This is a genomic window from Bacillus sp. RO2 (assembly GCF_012911845.1).
Lineage (GTDB): Bacteria > Bacillota > Bacilli > Bacillales > Bacillaceae_I > Sutcliffiella_A.
Genome location: NZ_JAAXCU010000031.1, coordinates 82,191 through 100,093, shown reverse-complemented (window position 1 = coordinate 100,093; position 17,903 = coordinate 82,191). Strand labels below are relative to the sequence as shown.

Genomic DNA, 17,903 nt, shown 5'->3' with positions numbered 1-17,903 from the left:
AGCGTCATTCTATCCAATATCCATCAATAAATCCTTCCAAATCTCTTTGGCACTTCCGATCATCGACTGAGTTCCAACAACGAAAATAAGAGTAGGCTCAAAAGTCCGCACCAATGCAACAGCCTCTGATAGCAAGCCAACTTCCATCGCCCCAGCATGATATTTAAGGGCAACCTCAAGTGCATCTTCCGGAAACAGCTTATGAGAGTTATCTGGCGTCGTCACAACCAATATATTCGAAAACTCACTGCACACCTTGATGACTCCTTCATAATCTTTATTCGAAGGTACCGCAATGATAGTAGCGACCTTCCTGGAATCTACGAGAGGCAGGATTTCCTTTAAATAGGCAGCTGAAACACGGTTAATGGAACCGTCCAACACAACAGTCGGGTTGTCAGCAACCACCTCTAGTCTACCAGGCCATCTTAACTCCCGTAACGCTGCTTTCAATATGTCGCTCGGCACTGCTCGTCCTATCACTGTTTCACATGCCTGAATCGCAAGTGCTGCATTTTCCACTTGAAAGGATCCCAATAATGGGAGAAAAAGATCCTCATACCTCGAAAACAAGGTCTGTAAAGTAAAAGTACTTCCTCTCAAGCTAGCAGAAACGTTTGAAACCATGTACTCCTCACCAAAAAAAGCCGCTGACTTTCGAAGTAAATCACGCATCATCTCCAACGCTTCCTCCGACTGTTTTCCAATTACAGCATAGTCCGTACACTCTTTCACAATCCCAACTTTATGCCTCACGATATCTTCCAAAGAATGCCCAAGGAACCCTAAATGTTCTTCCATCACTTTTGACACAACAGCCCAATTATTTTCCAAAACATTCGTGTCATCATATGTACCGCCGCGGCCAATTTCTATGACATTGATATCGGTGGCTTCTGATTGAAAGTGGGCAAGAGCGACAGATAGCAAAATTCCCGTCGGCCCAAGATAATGTTGGGGATTTTCAATGGAAGCTGTAATGGTATCAATGGTAGGTACATGCCGGTTTATATAGGTTAGAAAGGCTTCATCGGAGATTGCTTTCCCATTCACCCGAATGCGTTCATTATAATCAATCAGGTGGGGGGAGGTGAATAATCCAACTTTTAACCCCATCTTTTTGAGGATGGCAGCCATCATGCGTGATGTGGAGCCTTTTCCTTTACTTCCGGTGACAAGGATAACTTTGTCACTGGATGGGATAAGGTCAAGAGTGTGCAATAGTTCCTTCGTTAAATAGGGCGCCCGTGTTAGCGCATCATTTTCCTCGCGTTGAAAGGGTTTTGCTTTAAGCAGGGAGGAGTAGATATAAGGAACAGCTTCCTTCATTGTATGAAATGTCATGTAGGATCCCCTCCATATCCAAGCTTTTGTAAAATAAATTCTAGGTACATTCTCACAATATTGATGTCACTTGTTAGGCATAATGTTCGACAACCCACCACATCTTCTATTTCATTAAAGAGAAGTCGTCCGTTTACATCAAATAAAAAATCAATGCCAACAAGGCCAAAATCAAACTGTTGAATTACTTTATTTACGACTGTACGTTCGACTTCATTCAGTGTATACGCTTCTGCCTGACCACCCAATGTAAAGTTGGCTTTAAAGCTTTTTGGATTAGAGCGAAGCACAGCTCCAGCGATGGTCCGCCCTAATACATATACTCGTAGATCTTTACCAGGTGATCCGGCAAGTGGTTGAAGGATAATGGAACGAGCAGATAATTGAGTGTGGACTGCTTCCAACTGTTCAACACCCTCCACCATAAAAACATCCCCGCCGCCTCTGCCTGTCCGTGCTTTTATGATAAACGGGAATGGGATAGGCAGGTTTCCTGTCAGGAGTTCATCAGTTGTAGTGAAATACGTATCCAACATTGGTATTCCTTTGCCTGCCAAGTGTTGATGGGTCTTCGCTTTATCATTACAAATTACGGAAACGTGGTGGGAGTTGAAGCAAGGGATGTTCATGCGTTCTAGCTGTTCATTAAAAAGTGGATCGATGTTTCTCATGATGACAAAGTCTGGTGGGTCGATTGTTTTTCCATCTAACACAATGACCAATTCATTATGCTGAACTCCAAACGCAATTCGGGACTGCAGGATGAAATCTAACTCCATTTCCAGCTCTTTTGCCTCGTTCAAAAACCATTGAATAAAAGCTTGATTCTTTTTTGCATGTTCTGTTTCGTATATAAGCCAGCCTTTGATTTTCATTGCTTGGATTCTCTCCACTTTTGTAAAATATGTGAAACGATATAGGTCGCTACATTAATTCCCGTGCAATCAAAGATATTTTTGATATGGGCATTGGAGTTGATTTCACAGACAAGTGGAGAGCCGTCATCAGCAAACAGGAGATCTACCCCAGCGAAGTCTGCACCAACAAGTTTTGCGCTTTTAATCGCGACTTCTTTTTCCGTGTCTGTTGGTTCATATTTCAACATCCTTCCCCCGTTACTCACGTTTGCCCTGAAATCAGTTTCAGAGACACGCATCATGGAGGCAACCACCTCATCTCCCACAACATTCAGACGAATATCCTTGCCTTTGCTGGAAGCGATGAATTCTTGCATAAGGAATGGTCGATTTCCTAACTCCTTCACTTTCATGAGCAATTCATCAATTGTTTGAATCAAATAAACCTGCATCCCAAATGAACCGTAAGCCTCCTTTAAAACAAGTGGAAAACCTAGGATTTCTGCAGCATGGTAAAAGGGTTCTACATTCTCATGAGCGTGAAATACCATTGGAGCTATCAGTGTTTTTGGCATTGGGATCCCTTGATCTGCTAGAGTCTGAAATGTGAGCGATTTGTTATCACAGATTTCAATGCAGGCGGCACTGTTATAAACGGGAATTCCCATCTTTTCCAGGTGGCGGGCAAGTAACACATCTTTATCAAGGAAGAAGACGAAATCTGGTAGCTCCTGGTTGTGAGGAGCACTTTTCAATATTGCCTTCCCATCAGTTACACTCGGAAACAGTTCATTATTTTTTACTAACTTAGTGGAAATATGATGTTTTCTAGCTTCCTTATCAAACCATTCTGCTAGTTCGATAAATTTTTGCTCAGGAAGATTTCCGTTATAAATAATCCAACATACTATATGTTTCATGTGTGATCCTCCAAAATTCAATAATAACTATTGTTGAAAACAGTTGTATCCAAATGTTTTATTAATATATAGTTTGAGAAGGGAAGAATAGTGAGTACCCGTTAATATTTATTATTAATTTTAACCTAACAGGGAAGATTAGAATATGCCTATTAGCAAAAAGGAGATTAATATGTTTTTGTCATTTAAAGTTTTGCAAGAGCAAGTGAATTTTACAATAAAAAATGAAATAAATCTTGGTTTGGACAGGATTATCCAGTTTTTAGAGCGAGTCGGTAATCCGCAAGATCAAATTCAAGTCGTACATATTGGTGGAACAAACGGGAAAGGATCTACTTTGCGTTTTTTAGAGGGGGTATTAATTGAAGCGGGATTAAAGGTAGGGGTGTTCCACTCACCAGCTTATCAATTTATCAACGATCAACTCTCTGTCAATGGAACATACATATCAGATGAAGAAATGATAGAAATTATTGAAGTGTTTACTAAACATGGGTTAGATGAAGCTGGGTTAACTGAATTCGAACTGCAAACAGCCATGGCTTTTTATTATTTTGCCACACTACAAAAGGTCGATATCGCATTGATTGAGGTAGGGCTTGGGGGAAGAGAGGATTCCACAAATGTGATGACACCAGTGCTTAGCATTATCACTAACGTTGGACATGATCATATTGGTTTCCTTGGATCGACGATTGAAGAAATTGCCTATCATAAAGCAGGTATCATTAAAAACGGGGTTCCGATTATTTCCGGGGAACATAAGTCTGCGGCAAAAGAAGTAATTCAAAAGGAAGCTCTGCTGAAAGAAAGTCCCGTCTATTTTATCGATGAAGATTTTTCTTATCAAATGGAAGAAGGTGAGAGATTCTCTTTTCGATCTGCAACGAAAAGCGTGGAGGAATTAGCGCTATCCCTGTTTGGAGAGCATCAGGCCGCCAACGCATCATTGGCCATCATGGCTTATTTCCTTTTAATAGAAAAGTGGGAATGGGAATACGATGAGAGTGTGTTAAAAGCCGGACTATTGAAAGCCGTGCACCCTGGAAGATTTGAGGTCGTCCAAAAAGTACCTCCTATTATTCTTGATGGTGCCCATAATGAAGAGGCTATTGACGCGTTAGTGAATTCTATAGATAGGAAGTTTTCCAATAAAAAAAAGGTAGTACTTTTCAGTGCCCTGAAAGATAAACCAATTGAAATAATGGTAGAAAAATTGGAAACTATCGCAGATGAAATTATTTTCACTTCCTTTGCTTTTCCAAGGGCGGCTCGTGCAGAGGACATTTGTAAGGTGAGCGAACATCATAAAAAAGAGTTTGAAGAGGATTGGGAAATTGCGTTACAGACTGCTATATCAAGGATTGGGACCGATTCTGTTTTGCTGATTACAGGTTCCTTATATTTCATCTCAGAAATTAGGACTAAACTCACAAAAGGCAGGGAAAAGAAATAAGGGATAATTATCCTATTTTTGTTGTGACAAATGTTAGAAAATTTGATAATATTTAATTATTGCGAAAGTGTGTCGAAAAAAGGATAAAGAAGGGAGGGGTTAGTTTGGTGGTTCAAGCAGTAAGTCGCCAAAAAGAAGTGGTAATCTGGACAAGCTTTGTTGTCATGGTTCCCGTCTTTTTATGGCTCGGATATCAGCTTTCTCCTGTTGTGTTAGAAGATTTGCCAATGTGGCATATTATTGGATTTCTGGCGTTGGCTATCATACTCGCCCTTATACCAATCGTCGTCGGAGAGGTACCTTTGTTTCTGGCACAGGGTGTTTCCTTGGCAGCCCTCTTATCCTTCGGTATATTCATTGAAATGATTGTAACCCTTGTCTCCGTCCTAGCATTGATGGCTTATATGCGCTTTAATAGGGAAAATAGACTTAGAATTCCTATCAATATGCTTATGTTTTCAAGCATTTCCTTAATTGCTGGTTTCGTATTTTATGTATTGGGAGGGACCCCAGGAGATACGAGGTTATTGAACATTGGTGTCATCACGCCGATTCTTGGGCATGAACTAGTTTATTTTACGCTTAATACAGTGGCACTTTATTTTATACAAGTACAAATCTATGAACGTAAAAGCAAATTCATCACACCTGATACCAAATGGGATGCTGTTACTAGTATCATGGTATTGCCCGTAGGCTTGATCCTATACATACTTTATGAACAAGTTGGTCCAATAGCACTACTATACGTAGGATTGCCTTTTGTCATCCTTACGCTTATTCTTCAACTCTATCATTCTAGCCAAAAGGTAAATGTTCACTTACAGCAAGCAGCAGATGTAGGACATCAGTTGACGGAAAGACTTGATACACAAGGAGTTCTGGATGTCTTCCTAGATAAAATATCGACGCTCTTTAAGGTGGATTATGCTGCCATCATTGATGTGAATGGAGAAAAAATCATGAAAGTCCTTCGCGTCATGGACATGCAGAACAGCGTGGAGGCAAATGCTGTTTTGCATACAGATGATGAAGAGCTTCTGGCTTATATGCTGAAACGTGGAAAAAGCGTATGCTATTCCACAAAAAAAGAGTGGAAGCATATGTCCAAAACGCATCTTCCCGTAAATATCGAAAGTCTTATGTGTGTTCCGGTTATCCGAAATCATAAGATTGAAGGACTTGTGCTACTAGCAAGCACATCCAAACGGACTTATGATAAATCGCAATTGATGATTGTTGATATCCTTTGCTCATACTTTGGAGTGGCAATGGAAAAAGCTCGCCACTATCAAGAGACCAAACAAAAAAGTGAACGCTGCGCATTAACTAAACTATACAACTATCGTTTTTTTGAAAGTGTATTAGATAAAGAATTCGATAAATTAAACAAAGGACATTCCAAATCTCTGTCCCTTATGATGTTAGATCTTGATCACTTTAAGAAAATTAATGATGTATACGGACATCAGAGCGGTAATGAGATTCTTATGCAGGTTGCAGAAAGGCTCAGCATCCTTGTTGGTAGTAAAGGGACAGTTGCTCGTTATGGGGGAGAAGAGTTCGTTATTTTACTCCCTGATATGGAACGAGGACAATGCTTTGAACTTGCCGAACGCATCAGGGTGAACCTTGCGACAAGATCCTTTGCATTGAAACAGCATATCCGAGAAACCCAAGGAGCTCAAATGGTGAAAGTAACGGCAAGCATCGGGTTCGCCACAGCACCAGACGATGCCGAGGACACACTTGATCTGATTCGCCACGCAGACAGAGCCATGTATGTTGGGGCAAAGAAAGCCGGCAGGAATAAAGTTGCGGAGTATCGGAAAACTTCATAAATAAAAAACTCTCGTCCATTGTTGGCGAGAGTTTTTTTATTAGTTACTCCAATTCCATAAGGCGACTTCGTCCACTTGAATTGCTCCGATCCACTTTTCACTTTTTAAGGAGAGAACTTCTTTGGTTGGCCCAGTTATCACCACTCCATGATGAGATATGTCATTTTTTTCGAGATAGCGGACCACTTCGATCAACTCTATATCATTATGCATCACTTGAATTTGGTTGAATTCCTTTTGGTAATCTTTCAGGAAGTGAAGCGTCTTTAAAAACTGTTCATGGAGCATGTCTGCATCGCCTATTGTATATGCAGGTGCAGACCTGCCTTCAGTAATGGTCGATGCGAACAGTGAACGTTCCTCTGTTCTAGAAGTAAGGGTCCAATCATCAGTGTGAAAGATGGGATAATTTGGGAAACCTATGTTAGATATGGAATGATAATCGTCCACTTCACCAGCTACATCCACTGGAAACCAAATTAATTCAAGATCTTTCCCTTTAAATTGTTCAAATACTTTTTCCGTTGACATTAGCTCATTAAAGGTAATAAAGGCGGTAGCAACTGTTCCTTCAGGAAGCATTTCAAGCCTTTCCCACTCTGGAGTAGAATCAAATTTATATTCTGATAAGAGGGAAGGGTGTTGAAATTCTGTTAGAGAATCTTCATTGGTTCCATAATACCTTTTCTCAACTGACCCCATTTTAGAAAACAGGAAATCTACATTCATTTCTCCAACAGTATAGAATTCTTTCCCGACCTGCTTTCTTAACTCCTTATCTACTCCCATTTTAAAGAAAGTTCCTACTTCCGTATCAGCCCCATACTTTTCCGCAAAAGGGTCTGTTATTAATAGAGAGAAGTTGATGATATCAGCCAACTTCTGAGATCGTGTATAGTCTTCTGATAAGCCCTTAGAAAAACCATGGTAGTAAATGGTTGTTACGAATGAGGAGGCCATCATTATTAAGAGTAGAATGGGGATGGCGGTCAATGCCGTCCCTATCCTCGCCTTCCACTTGCTTGCACGCAATATTTTTCGTTGCTTCGTTTTTTCCAAAGTGGGCTTCATCCATTGTTTTTCCTGGGCACTCATTTCTTTTTCAAACTCCATTTTTTCTTCGGGCGTCATTTCGCCTTTATCATAACGTTCTAATCTATCCTTAAAGTCATCACTCATTTATGTCGTTCTCCTTTCCTTGAATGGTTCTTACTTTTTGGCGAGCGCGGTAGAGCAGGACCTTAAAGTACGTATCCGTAACGCCCATCGCTTCAGCAGCTTCCTTATAGGTGAAACTGTGATAATCATAGAGAAGGATCGCTTGCGCCTGCTGCTCATTCAGCGTGTTAATCGCGTCCATCACCTCGGCAACCTCTGACTTCAAGAGGACTTCATGTTCCGTTCCTTTCCCCTTACTAAAAAGGCGTTGAAAAAAGCCTTGTTCCTTCACGATGGTCCGCTTGTGTTTCCTGTAGTGGTCAATAAACGCATTATGAGCAATTCGGAACAACCAAGGCTTCACTTCCTCACCTCGGTAATTTTCCAAAAATAAATAAGCTCGCAAAAAAGTCTCCTGTACAAGATCTTCCGCAAGGTGATGCTCCCTGCACAAAGAAAGGAGGTACCGGAATATATCCTGCATATGCTCTTCATAAATATCATCAATGGACTGTTTCATCTGGCCCCCCTTTCACAACACTAACGGCTGAAATGAAGAAATGTTTCAAGCAAAATGAAAAAACTTAGAAATCTAGAAAAATCTATAATAATTGTTGTATTTTGTAGAAGTCGTTCTGCTATAATTGTAGATATATAGGAAAATGTTACTAGGAGGATGGGGAGTTTTGAAATATATTATACATGTTACCGTCTGCTTACTGATAGTGCAGGTGCTATTTTCGTCACTTTCACCGATTTCTGTTTCAGCGACCACTCCAACCAACAATGACCAACTCTCATTGAATTTAAATAAAGTGGAACCTGCTAGAAAAGAATTAATTCTTCAAAAAGAAGGAAATCAAAATGTTGCAAGAACTTCATTGAATTTTGAATTATTCCGTGAAGGGATGCTCCTTGAAAATCCTAGGAAACCATTAGACGTGGTGTTTGTATTTGATAAATCTGCCTCCATGAATTTTTCGTTGCAGAAGAATATTTCACGATTAGAAAAGGCTAAGGAAGCAATGCAAACTGCAGCGACAGTGTTTAGTGCAGCTAATGCAGAAAGAATTAATAAAGATAGATTTGGTTTAGTCGAATTTAATAGTAAGGAAACAGTCAGGAAGTTTAATGGACAAGACCTTACCTCAAATATTAATCAAATAAGTGATGTTGTTAAAACCATTACAGCTCCTGAAGGTACTACGCTCAGTGGTACCAATTATAGTGCTTCCCTTCAAGCAGCAGAGGATCTACTTAAGAAGTATAAAGATGGCTCCAGGGAACAAGTAATAATTTTCCTGACAGACGGTGAACCGACAGTCCTTTATACCAAGGATAAACCTCTAGGGGAATATGAAAAAGTCATCCAAAAATGTGTATGGATTTTCTGTAGGGAAGAAACGGAAAGCTACTCATATGATTTAATAAAAAACCATAAAGACACATCAGATAGAGAATTTATAATATATACAAATGGAACATATAAGATAAACCCTAATACCTTTAATCATGCAGGAAATAAAATTAAGTTTGCTAGCGACGCCAAGGTCTATATAGAAAACCATGCTCAAGAAGTCGCAACAAATATTACAAAAAAAGAAAGTGGAATCATCCTATACCCAGTTGGTTTTGGGGAAGCCAGCATCAACTATTTAAACAAGCTTGCCAGCAAAACAAGCAATGGTGAATCGATGGCCATTGAAGCGGGAGGCACAGATCTGAATCAAGTATTTGAAGCATTGGTTAATGAAATTGATACTCCATCTTTAAATAATGTAGTAATTGAAGTGAAAATTCCAGAAACCGTTTCTGTTGAAGAAGCACCTGGAATTAAAGTAGAAAAAAGGAATGGGCAAACATACGCAATGGTTACTCCATCTAACGGTCGTGTCCAATATCATGTAGGAGAGCCTCCCGGGGTAGTATCCGTTCCAAACCTACCATTAAAGTTCAGTGCACGTGGTGATTATTTTTTTGAAGTAAAATGGAAATACACCGACATTAAAGGCAAACCAACAGGATACACCTATTCTAAGGAAGTAAAAGTGTCCGTACAGGATCAAGTTGCTCCATCTTTTGAATTAAATATGAGTTTATCAAGTGAAGCGCCAAAAAGTAATGACATCATTCGTTTGCAAAAATCAAATGTGGCGAATGAGAACTGGGACAGCTTTTCAATAGAATACACCATTAAACCTTATGGTAAGCTTGCAAACGGAATCAATGGTTCTTTAAAGAACATCCAGTTAAAGCAGAAGTTACCTGCTGGTTTAAAAGCAGAACTAAAAGACGGAATGATTGAAAATCAATTGAGTGACGGCTCTACTGAAATTGTCTATAATATCGATGCAATTCGTTATAACTCTGTTAATGGTAATCTTCAATTCTCAAAAGAAAATGAAAAGCTGTCTATGACAGTAAAGGGCATACACAGTTTCAATGCCCAACCTCTACCTGACCCAATCATATCTTTTGTAGACAATGAAAATCAGTCTAAAACAGCTGTTGTTACCAACAAGCCGCTAGAAAAAATAGAAATGGTTATTAAACTAGTAGATGGGGATATCAATCCTGTAGTGGAATATCGTGGCAACCATGCAGGAAATATTGGTAAATACAATAAAGGAACAGGACAATTATTGTCATCCATCACCCTTCGTGACAATAATAATGAAGCATTCATTAACCCTATCTATTCTATGGAGTTTGGGGAAGGGAAAAGGTCCATTACTATTAAATATGCCAATGGGACGACAAGGGAATTCCCGTTAACTCCTCAAGTAGCTGTCAGGTTAAAAGATTCTTTGAACAAACTGTCTATCGGAGATAACGGAGAATACGCATTCAATAAGCAAGCGGAAGTGTATTTTGATAAAGTTGTCCCTGGTTCTTCAACTCAGAGTCAATATGAAGTTCGCTTTAAAAAGCCAGGCTCATTAATCTACTCTAATTGGCAAACTATCAATCCGTATGAATATCTGTATTCTGTGAGCGAATACGGAAAAACCATTGTTCAAATTAAAGCAAATGGAGGATTTATAAGAACTCCCTTTGAGGAGACAGTCATCCTAAATTACAATGGTGTGAACGACTTAAGCCTTAATTATCTTGACGAAATGTTTATTGGAGAATCGCAGCAGATAGGAACTATTTTTGAAGGTGCAGCTGGTCTAATTGATTTAAAATTGAATTGGAACTCTTCTAATAATCAAGTGGCTACAGTTGACTCTTCTGGTGTAGTGACTGCAAAAGGAGTCGGAGTGGTAACCATTACTGCTTCGTTGCAAGGTCAGGAGCTTACGAAACAGGCCATCATTAGGGTGGTAGAGGTTCCAGACTATACGCTTGAATTCAAAAAGCCAGTCTATACTATCGAGGTAGATGATTCATTAAACCTTCAAGGTCAAGTAAGTATTAACCCTCCAGATTTAATTGGAAGAATACAAGTGGAGGTTGTCTGGAATTCGAGTGATCCTTCTATCTTTGCAATAGAACAAAATGGAAACGGAGTGGGTATGTCTAAAGGTGTTGTAATGGTGACTGTGACATCCACCGAGGATAGTTCTATACGTGCTTCTACCGTCGTTATGGTAGAGGAGAAAGATGATGGAGGGAGTCATCCTTCAAAATATGAATGGTGATTATAAATAAATCAAGGAGCTCCTACGCTTAAGGAGCTCCTTGATTATTTTACCGTTGAGTCATCTACTATAACTCTTAATCTGTCTGCTATAGGTAATCTTGATACTTGACTGACAAGTACATTTGGGTCATGAACTACTTGAAAACGTGTTTTCCTTCCTTCCTGAACTTGGGCTGGAGTAATAACTTTACTCCGTCCAGTATTGCCTCGGAAAGCGTTAACGATTAATTCCTTCTTGGCAAATAACCCTCCATGAATATGAAACATTGATCCTACACCATACAGAGTCGCTTTGTCTTCGGTATAGAAAAAAGCTTTAAGCGGGGTGGTTTCATTAGACAAGTCGTAGATGTTTTCATTTTCTTGTTCAATTTTAAATTCGTTGAACTCATTAATCCGCGTGATGGTTAACGGCCCGTTTGAGAAAAGAACTAACTGTTTTGACTCTTCAATCCCCTCGATATTAGTATTAGAGATAAAGCTTTCTCCATAAGCATATATCACACTATCAAATTTAATTGTATCGTTTTCTGTTATTGCGCCTAGGGGTTCTTCATTTCCATTAATTATTAGATCTCCATGTACAACTACTGTCCCGGTGATATCCACAGGAGTATCTGCCATGTCTATAGTTAGATCTCCTACAACCACAAGAGGTTTTTTGATAGAAACGGAGTTGTTGAACGCGGCAGTAATGGATAAATCTCCGTTTATCACCATTTCTTTATCTAATACTATGGGACCTACTGCGCTGTTAATGGCGACAGGTTGATGGTAAACAATGGGCCCGTTTATACTATTAATCGTTCCCATATCAAGCAGTATATTATCTCCTTGCATGACTTGGGGCAAGGTACTTTCATCTAACAAAATGACCTTGTTGCGGATAGCCTGTAGAGAATCTTCTGTATCAAGATCTGAGGTTAAGACAGGCTCAGGTAGAGACAATTGTTCATTTAACACCCTTAAATAAGTCTGTTTAAAATCAACATGAACAAAATCTTCGTTCCCTGGAAAAATTTCTGGCTTGTCAGATTGATAAAAAAATGATGGAAGGAGTTTGTCAGTAGGTAACCATTCTGCTGGGATATTAATTTCTGCTTTTGCAACGAGAGTGTCCTTTACAGTAATGTTTTTTTGCACATCAACATTTCCGTTAATTGCTGCAAAAGGAGTAGAAGCCGTTCCATCTCCGTTTAAATCTTTAAACTCTGCTTCATTTTTTATCAGTAAGTGATTTGCAATGACATCCCCATCCACATTAGGAGAGCCATGAATATTTAGTCGTCCTTCTTCCTCTGAAGCACTATAAGAACCAAGAGCATAGTCTAGAAAACTTGGTGCAGGAGATAATACAATCCGTTTCTTAACGGTTTTTGTATTGGGTGCTTCGCCATTTACAACGGAAAACTCATAAATTCTTGTAAAAAGCTCCTGTTTCTGGTCAGTATAAAGATTAGTGATATCTTTTACTGTGAAGTCAGGGTACTTTTTCTGAAGGCCATCTGTAATCCTATCTAGAGAGGTTTGATAATTAGATGGTAAATCTTCTGCTTTAAGGGGTATGTCTACGACTTGTTCTTTAAATGTTGCAATGAGGAAGTCAAGTTGTTCTTTTCCTTCATAAATATTTTCGTATCTATCAAGTTGAACTTGTGTTCTGATAGTACCACCCAGTGCAACGGTTAAAAGGGAGATTCCCAATATCATGAACACCGTAACAGTAATCAAAACCACTAATAGACTAGATCCCTTTTCATTCATCTGAACACACCTCATACACTATTAATATCCGAACTTGTTATAAAATTCTATTGGTTCTACATACAATCTATTTTTCTCATTACTATATATTTCATGAGAAAGGCTAAACTGAAAGGTTATTATGCCACCTTTACATGAAGATTTTTCCAAACTTGTACATTGGAAATCAAAAATAGGCAATTCTGCACCTTTTTCATCTTTAACCGCTTTGATATGATATTTATCGTTATTTAGTTTAACAGATCTTTCTGTCATTTCATCATCAACTAATAAAGTAGTGGTGAGAAGTATATCCTTTCCTGAAAGAGAGTTATCCACTAGTTGAAGTTCCACCTTTTGAATGTTAGCACTATCTTTTTCTGTTGAAGTAACAAAATCTTTATTACTTAATTGAAGTTCCGTTTTTCTAAAAAGAGATATCTCTTTTGTATTTTCATCAAAGACTACATCATCTGGCGAAAAAGCATAGAATTCGTTCAATACGTTGGCAACAATATAGTCTGCTTCTTCTTTCAGTTGACTTTCAATACCTATTTTTTTATATAAGTTAATGCCAGTGATAAAAACTCCATAGACTGTACTAAGAACAATACCACTGATTGCTAGGACAGCCAGTAGTTCAAATAACGTAACACCATCTTCCTGTTTCCAATCATCTAATCGTTTCATGGCTTAGTACTCCCTGGATTACGACATCATCTCTTTTATCCTTCCACTCTAGCACTACATACACTTTTAGTAGATGGTCATGGATAAATTCATTTGGCTGCAGCAAATTACTGAAGTTTTCTTTGTCATTATCAATCAATTCTTTAATACTTGCAGGAAGATTATGAACGGAAGGGTCATCTTTGGAAATTAGATTTGACAAAGATGATAGCGTCTCGGAATCATTGTATTTCATCAAAAAAATCGAAATGTCAGTCTTAGATGAATAAACTTCATTATTAATTAAAGGATCTAATATGGACAGGCAACGCTCTTTATTATCAAAAAGGACAATACCATCTGAGGTGGCATCACTTGCTGGAGAGTCATTGTTTTTTTTGATCGTAACTTCTTTGTCACAATAAGTTTTATCTAGTGCAATGATATGTACATTTTCATTTGAATCAACCTCGTGAGACAAGTACCCATTGAACTTATTGTAATTTTGTTTCTCCACGTAGTTCATAACATTACGGCCTATCTGCGCAGCAATGGTCTTATCCTCATTTTCATTCACATAATTGTAACTGTTATGAAAGAAGCTCATCATCCCAATAACAACAACAGAAAGTATAGTCAGGGAAAGCAATACCTCTAATAAAGTGAAACCATTTTGTTGATTAAAAAGTTTTTTCATCTATGATTCTCCTATTTCAAATTACCTATCTTTATTATACAATAACAATAGTCTACTTAGTTCTACAATTTTTGTAAAAATAGATAGAAAGTGGTGAGATTTTGGAGTTTTTTATTTATGGAATTGCATTAGTGTCATTTTTCCTGTTACTATTATTTTTCTTCCTGGTTCCATTAAAGTTAACGAAGACAGGAAAATGGTTGTTGCCTGGGATCTCACTTTTAGTTAGCTTAATCGGCTTATACATAATTGATATGTTTACTTTATGGCACAGTATTATCTTAATGGTGTTTCTTCTACTTCTAGCTGCAATTCTTCTTCAACGATTACCATTATTCATTAACACTACTCCTTATGATGAAAATAATTCAACTAATCAAGGTACAGATAATAAATAAATTTTTTTTAAAGAGAATAAAACGGGGGTTGCAGGATGCGGAGCTTAAAATTATTGATTGTCCTAATGGGTTGTACCGGATTTGTTTTTGGATTCTCACAAATAGGGGGGATATTGGCAGGAAAGTGGCTTCCAGAGAATACTTCTTTTGCGGAAGAGACCATGATTGCTACCGAAGAAGTAAGTAACCACTCAAAAGACGAAGCAGCTGCAAAACTGGAAAAAGCAAAAAATGAATGGGTTACAAATGACACGATCTATCTCGAATGGACAGGTGAACTTCTTCCATTTCCAAAAGACGCATTTATCTATCAAATACCCGAAACAATTGATTTTGTGGAAAGCGGATCGGAAAACGGGTTGAGAGTAAAACTACCTATAGGGAAATTACTCGAACAAATAGAGACGATTGCACAGAGCAGTGATATTTTTTCATCGCTAGATTCAGAAACTTTGAAAAAAGATTTGGAAAAGGTAGCTTCACAGCTAAAAGAAGGCGACCATACTTTTTCTCTAGCAAACTATTTAACAGAAGAGGGGATAGCTGGAGAAACATCTTTGATTGCCGAAGTATCTTTATCAGGAACATCTAGTGTAGAAGAAATGACGGAAGTGTTTGGGAATCTAGAATTCATTATTCCTGGGAACACAAGTTTTTCTGTTAATGAGTGGATAAAGAATGAACATACTAATCTATCAGATGAAGCAGCAAGTATCTTTGCATCTTTAGTATATGAACTTATTGGCTCTACAAACTTCCATATTTCAGAGAGGCACATTTCCATTGAGATGCCATTATGGGCATCTGAAGGGTACGAAGTCCTTATACAAAAGGATAAAATGGATTTTGTTTTCCATAACCCAAACCCTAATGATTATAAGTTATCATTCAAGACAAGCAACTCCAAAATTTCAGGTGAATTAAATGGTGGGCCACTTCCATATGAGTATGTTGTAACTCAGGTGGAAAGAAAGACCCTCTCTCCCAAAACAATTGTTCAATATTCAGCTACACTTCCAAGCAATAGGAAAAATGTAAAAGAAAATGGTCGGGACGGGACATACATCCATCTTGTAAGGACTGCAACGGACATGGAAGGAAATGTGGTAGAAACCACCGTCTACAGTGAGGATTTTTATGCTCCAATCCAACGAGTGGAGCAACACAGCCTGTCTAAGCCAGTGGTAGTAAATAATCCGATTGTTACTACTCCCCCTGTGAATATTGGTTCTAATACTGGTACGAATAGTAATACGATTACTCCTTCAGGTGCAAGTGGTCCTAATACCTCGAATACAGGATCTAATACGAACACAAGTAACAATACTAACTCGTCGGGAAGTACCCAATCCAACACTTCTGTAAGTACAGGTACTGAAAAAAACACTACCCCATCAAGTCCTGAAAATGGAAATGGAAGATCTAACACTGGTACTACTGCGCCATCTAATCCTGGGCAAGGAACAGGAAAATAAAACTAAAGGATGATCTGTTAAAATGGTTCAAATAAGAAAACGCCTCGGTGATCTCCTTGTTGATGCCGGAATCATTTCGGAGGAACAACTTCACAGCACGCTAAAAGAGAAAACAAAAGATCAGAAATTAGGAGATGTACTGCTTCAAAAGGGATATATCACCGAACAACAGCTAATTGAGGTTTTGGAATTCCAACTGGGAATTCCCCATGTTAGCCTATATCGGTATCCTTTTGATGAAAAGCTAATACATGTGATATCCAAGGAATTCGCTAAGAGAAACCTACTTATCCCTTTAAAGAAAGAACATGATAAGCTTTTCGTTGCGATGGCAGATCCAATGGATTTCTTTGCTATAGATGATTTAAGGTTATCGACTGGCTTTGAAGTGGAACCAGTAATCGCGACAAAAGATGATATTCTACGTTCCATTACGAAATATTACGATTCAACGGATTCTATAGACGATTTATTTATTGGATTTGACTCTATAGAGGAAGTAAAGGTTGTCCAAGAGGAGAGGGTGACAGAAGAGGACTCTCCAATTGTTCGTATCGTAAACCAATTATTACAGAACGCAATTCAGCAACGAGCAAGTGATATACATATTGATCCACACGAGACGAAGGTTGTGGTGAGGTATCGAGTAGACGGAGTTCTACGCACGGAAAGGACATTACCAAAACATACGCAAAATGTGTTGATTGCAAGAATAAAAATCTTGGGGAAAATGGATATTACCGAGCACCGCATTCCACAGGATGGCCGTATTAAGACAAACGTAGATTATCACCCTGTAGATGTGCGTGTTTCAACACTTCCAACCGTATTTGGAGAAAAGATCGTAATGCGAATTCTTGATATGAGCAGTACATTAAATGATATCTCACAGCTGGGTTTCAATGGGAAAAATTACGACCGTTTTATGGAACTGATCAATCGCCCAACCGGTATCATCTTAATTACAGGCCCTACTGGTTCCGGTAAATCTTCTACCTTGTATGCTGCACTCAACAATCTTAACAATGAAGAGGTAAATATTATCACGGTAGAAGATCCTGTTGAGTATCAATTGGAAGGGATCAATCAGATCCAAGTCAATACGAATGTTGGAATGACCTTTGCTAAAGGGCTGCGGGCAATCCTACGTCAGGATCCAAACGTTATCATGGTAGGGGAAATTCGTGACCGTGAAACGGCAGAAGTAGCTATTAGAGCTTCTTTAACAGGTCATTTAGTCTTAAGTACCTTACATACTAATGATTCGATTAGTACTATTACTAGATTAATTGATATGCAGGTAGAACCTTTTCTTGTAGCTTCTTCCATTAATGGTGTATTGGCACAACGTTTAGTAAGGAAAGTATGTCGTGATTGCGTTAAACAAGAAGAACCTACCGCAAGGGAAATAGAAATTTTTGCGAAACGCGGTTTAACGATTGACCATATATCAAGAGGCCGTGGTTGCGGGACTTGTAATATGACTGGCTACAAAGGCCGTCTGGCAATTCACGAGTTGTTGGTAATAAATGATGACATGAAAAAACTCATTATGAACAACGAACCTTTCTCAAAAATTAGAGACCTTGCAAATGAAATTGATACCATTTTCTTAATTGATGACGGTCTTGAAAAAGTGAAAAAAGGATTGACGACAACTGAAGAAATATTACGTGTCGCTTTATCAGAGTAGGTGAAT

General features: G+C 38.6%; 14 protein-coding genes. 6 read left to right on the top strand and 8 right to left on the bottom strand.

Annotated elements, in window-relative coordinates; all coding sequences use genetic code 11:
- Positions 1 to 9 precede the first annotated feature (9 nt).
- Genes HF078_RS07165 through HF078_RS07155 form a run of 3 tightly spaced genes read right to left on the bottom strand, consistent with a single transcriptional unit; the run spans position 10 to position 3,121 of the window.
- Positions 10 to 1,344 (bottom strand): bifunctional folylpolyglutamate synthase/dihydrofolate synthase, encoded by a 1,335-nt coding sequence (locus HF078_RS07165; RefSeq protein ID WP_169290508.1) that lies wholly within the window; start codon positions 1,342 to 1,344, stop codon positions 10 to 12.
- Positions 1,341 to 2,219, bottom strand: coding sequence for an ATP-grasp domain-containing protein (locus HF078_RS07160; RefSeq protein ID WP_169290507.1), 879 nt, complete (start codon positions 2,217 to 2,219; stop codon positions 1,341 to 1,343). Before HF078_RS07160 ends, HF078_RS07165 begins: the two co-directional genes overlap by 4 nt.
- Positions 2,216 to 3,121 carry an ATP-grasp domain-containing protein gene (locus HF078_RS07155; protein ID WP_169290506.1) on the bottom strand — a complete coding sequence of 302 codons (906 nt, stop codon included), beginning with the start codon at positions 3,119 to 3,121 and terminating at the stop codon, positions 2,216 to 2,218. The genes HF078_RS07160 and HF078_RS07155 overlap by 4 nt, the downstream gene beginning before the upstream one ends.
- Before the next feature lie 178 nt (positions 3,122 to 3,299).
- Between HF078_RS07155 and HF078_RS07150 the strand changes: the two genes are divergently transcribed.
- Both HF078_RS07150 and HF078_RS07145 read left to right on the top strand, forming a co-directional pair.
- A complete protein-coding gene (locus tag HF078_RS07150; RefSeq protein ID WP_169290505.1) occupies positions 3,300 to 4,577 on the top strand; it encodes a bifunctional folylpolyglutamate synthase/dihydrofolate synthase in 1,278 nt (425 codons plus the stop codon).
- A 107-nt stretch (positions 4,578 to 4,684) separates the two neighbouring features.
- Positions 4,685 to 6,418 carry a sensor domain-containing diguanylate cyclase gene (locus tag HF078_RS07145; protein ID WP_346775319.1) on the top strand — a complete coding sequence of 578 codons (1,734 nt, stop codon included), beginning with the start codon at positions 4,685 to 4,687 and terminating at the stop codon, positions 6,416 to 6,418.
- A gap of 39 nt (positions 6,419 to 6,457) precedes the next feature.
- Here the strand turns inward: HF078_RS07145 and HF078_RS07140 are convergent, their stop codons facing one another.
- Together HF078_RS07140 and HF078_RS07135 are read right to left on the bottom strand one after the other, a co-directional pair.
- Positions 6,458 to 7,597: an anti-sigma factor gene (locus tag HF078_RS07140; protein WP_169290503.1), complete on the bottom strand. Its 1,140-nt coding sequence runs from the start codon at positions 7,595 to 7,597 to the stop codon at positions 6,458 to 6,460.
- Positions 7,590 to 8,096: a sigma-70 family RNA polymerase sigma factor gene (locus tag HF078_RS07135; RefSeq protein WP_169290502.1), complete on the bottom strand. Its 507-nt coding sequence runs from the start codon at positions 8,094 to 8,096 to the stop codon at positions 7,590 to 7,592. Before HF078_RS07135 ends, HF078_RS07140 begins: the two co-directional genes overlap by 8 nt.
- Before the next feature lie 166 nt (positions 8,097 to 8,262).
- Between HF078_RS07135 and HF078_RS07130 the strand changes: the two genes are divergently transcribed.
- A complete protein-coding gene (locus tag HF078_RS07130) occupies positions 8,263 to 11,220 on the top strand; it encodes a VWA domain-containing protein (protein ID WP_169290501.1) in 2,958 nt (985 codons plus the stop codon).
- Between the two features lie 44 nt (positions 11,221 to 11,264).
- On the opposite strand, the gene HF078_RS07125 is transcribed toward HF078_RS07130, so the two are convergent.
- Genes HF078_RS07125 through HF078_RS07115 form a run of 3 tightly spaced genes read right to left on the bottom strand, consistent with a single transcriptional unit; the run spans position 11,265 to position 14,331 of the window.
- Positions 11,265 to 12,986 (bottom strand): hypothetical protein, encoded by a 1,722-nt coding sequence (locus tag HF078_RS07125; protein WP_169290500.1) that lies wholly within the window; start codon positions 12,984 to 12,986, stop codon positions 11,265 to 11,267.
- 21 nt (positions 12,987 to 13,007) lie between these two features.
- A complete protein-coding gene (locus HF078_RS07120) occupies positions 13,008 to 13,655 on the bottom strand; it encodes a type II secretion system protein (RefSeq protein WP_169290499.1) in 648 nt (215 codons plus the stop codon).
- Positions 13,639 to 14,331, bottom strand: coding sequence for a type IV pilus modification PilV family protein (locus HF078_RS07115; RefSeq protein ID WP_169290498.1), 693 nt, complete (start codon positions 14,329 to 14,331; stop codon positions 13,639 to 13,641). The genes HF078_RS07120 and HF078_RS07115 overlap by 17 nt, the downstream gene beginning before the upstream one ends.
- A gap of 101 nt (positions 14,332 to 14,432) precedes the next feature.
- Between HF078_RS07115 and HF078_RS07110 the strand changes: the two genes are divergently transcribed.
- Genes HF078_RS07110 through HF078_RS07100 form a run of 3 tightly spaced genes read left to right on the top strand, consistent with a single transcriptional unit; the run spans position 14,433 to position 17,897 of the window.
- Entirely contained in the window at positions 14,433 to 14,729 is a 297-nt protein-coding gene (locus HF078_RS07110) for a hypothetical protein (RefSeq protein ID WP_169290497.1), read from the top strand.
- 35 nt (positions 14,730 to 14,764) lie between these two features.
- Positions 14,765 to 16,204 carry a VanW family protein gene (locus HF078_RS07105; protein ID WP_169290496.1) on the top strand — a complete coding sequence of 480 codons (1,440 nt, stop codon included), beginning with the start codon at positions 14,765 to 14,767 and terminating at the stop codon, positions 16,202 to 16,204.
- A 22-nt stretch (positions 16,205 to 16,226) separates the two neighbouring features.
- Positions 16,227 to 17,897 carry a GspE/PulE family protein gene (locus HF078_RS07100; protein ID WP_169290495.1) on the top strand — a complete coding sequence of 557 codons (1,671 nt, stop codon included), beginning with the start codon at positions 16,227 to 16,229 and terminating at the stop codon, positions 17,895 to 17,897.
- Positions 17,898 to 17,903: the final 6 nt, after the last annotated feature.

Bases quoted from the DNA above. Each gene is read 5' to 3' on its own strand.
- HF078_RS07160 (WP_169290507.1), bottom strand. From the start codon at position 2,219: ATGAAAATCAAAGGCTGGCTTATATACGAAACAGAACATGCAAAAAAG.
- HF078_RS07100 (WP_169290495.1), top strand. From the start codon at position 16,227: ATGGTTCAAATAAGAAAACGCCTCGGTGATCTCCTTGTTGATGCCGGA.
- HF078_RS07125 (WP_169290500.1), bottom strand. From the start codon at position 12,986: ATGAATGAAAAGGGATCTAGTCTATTAGTGGTTTTGATTACTGTTACG.
- HF078_RS07105 (WP_169290496.1), top strand. From the start codon at position 14,765: ATGCGGAGCTTAAAATTATTGATTGTCCTAATGGGTTGTACCGGATTT.
- HF078_RS07115 (WP_169290498.1), bottom strand. From the start codon at position 14,331: ATGAAAAAACTTTTTAATCAACAAAATGGTTTCACTTTATTAGAGGTA.
- HF078_RS07140 (WP_169290503.1), bottom strand. From the start codon at position 7,597: ATGAGTGATGACTTTAAGGATAGATTAGAACGTTATGATAAAGGCGAA.
- HF078_RS07155 (WP_169290506.1), bottom strand. From the start codon at position 3,121: ATGAAACATATAGTATGTTGGATTATTTATAACGGAAATCTTCCTGAG.
- HF078_RS07135 (WP_169290502.1), bottom strand. From the start codon at position 8,096: ATGAAACAGTCCATTGATGATATTTATGAAGAGCATATGCAGGATATA.
- HF078_RS07165 (WP_169290508.1), bottom strand. From the start codon at position 1,344: ATGACATTTCATACAATGAAGGAAGCTGTTCCTTATATCTACTCCTCC.
- HF078_RS07120 (WP_169290499.1), bottom strand. From the start codon at position 13,655: ATGAAACGATTAGATGATTGGAAACAGGAAGATGGTGTTACGTTATTT.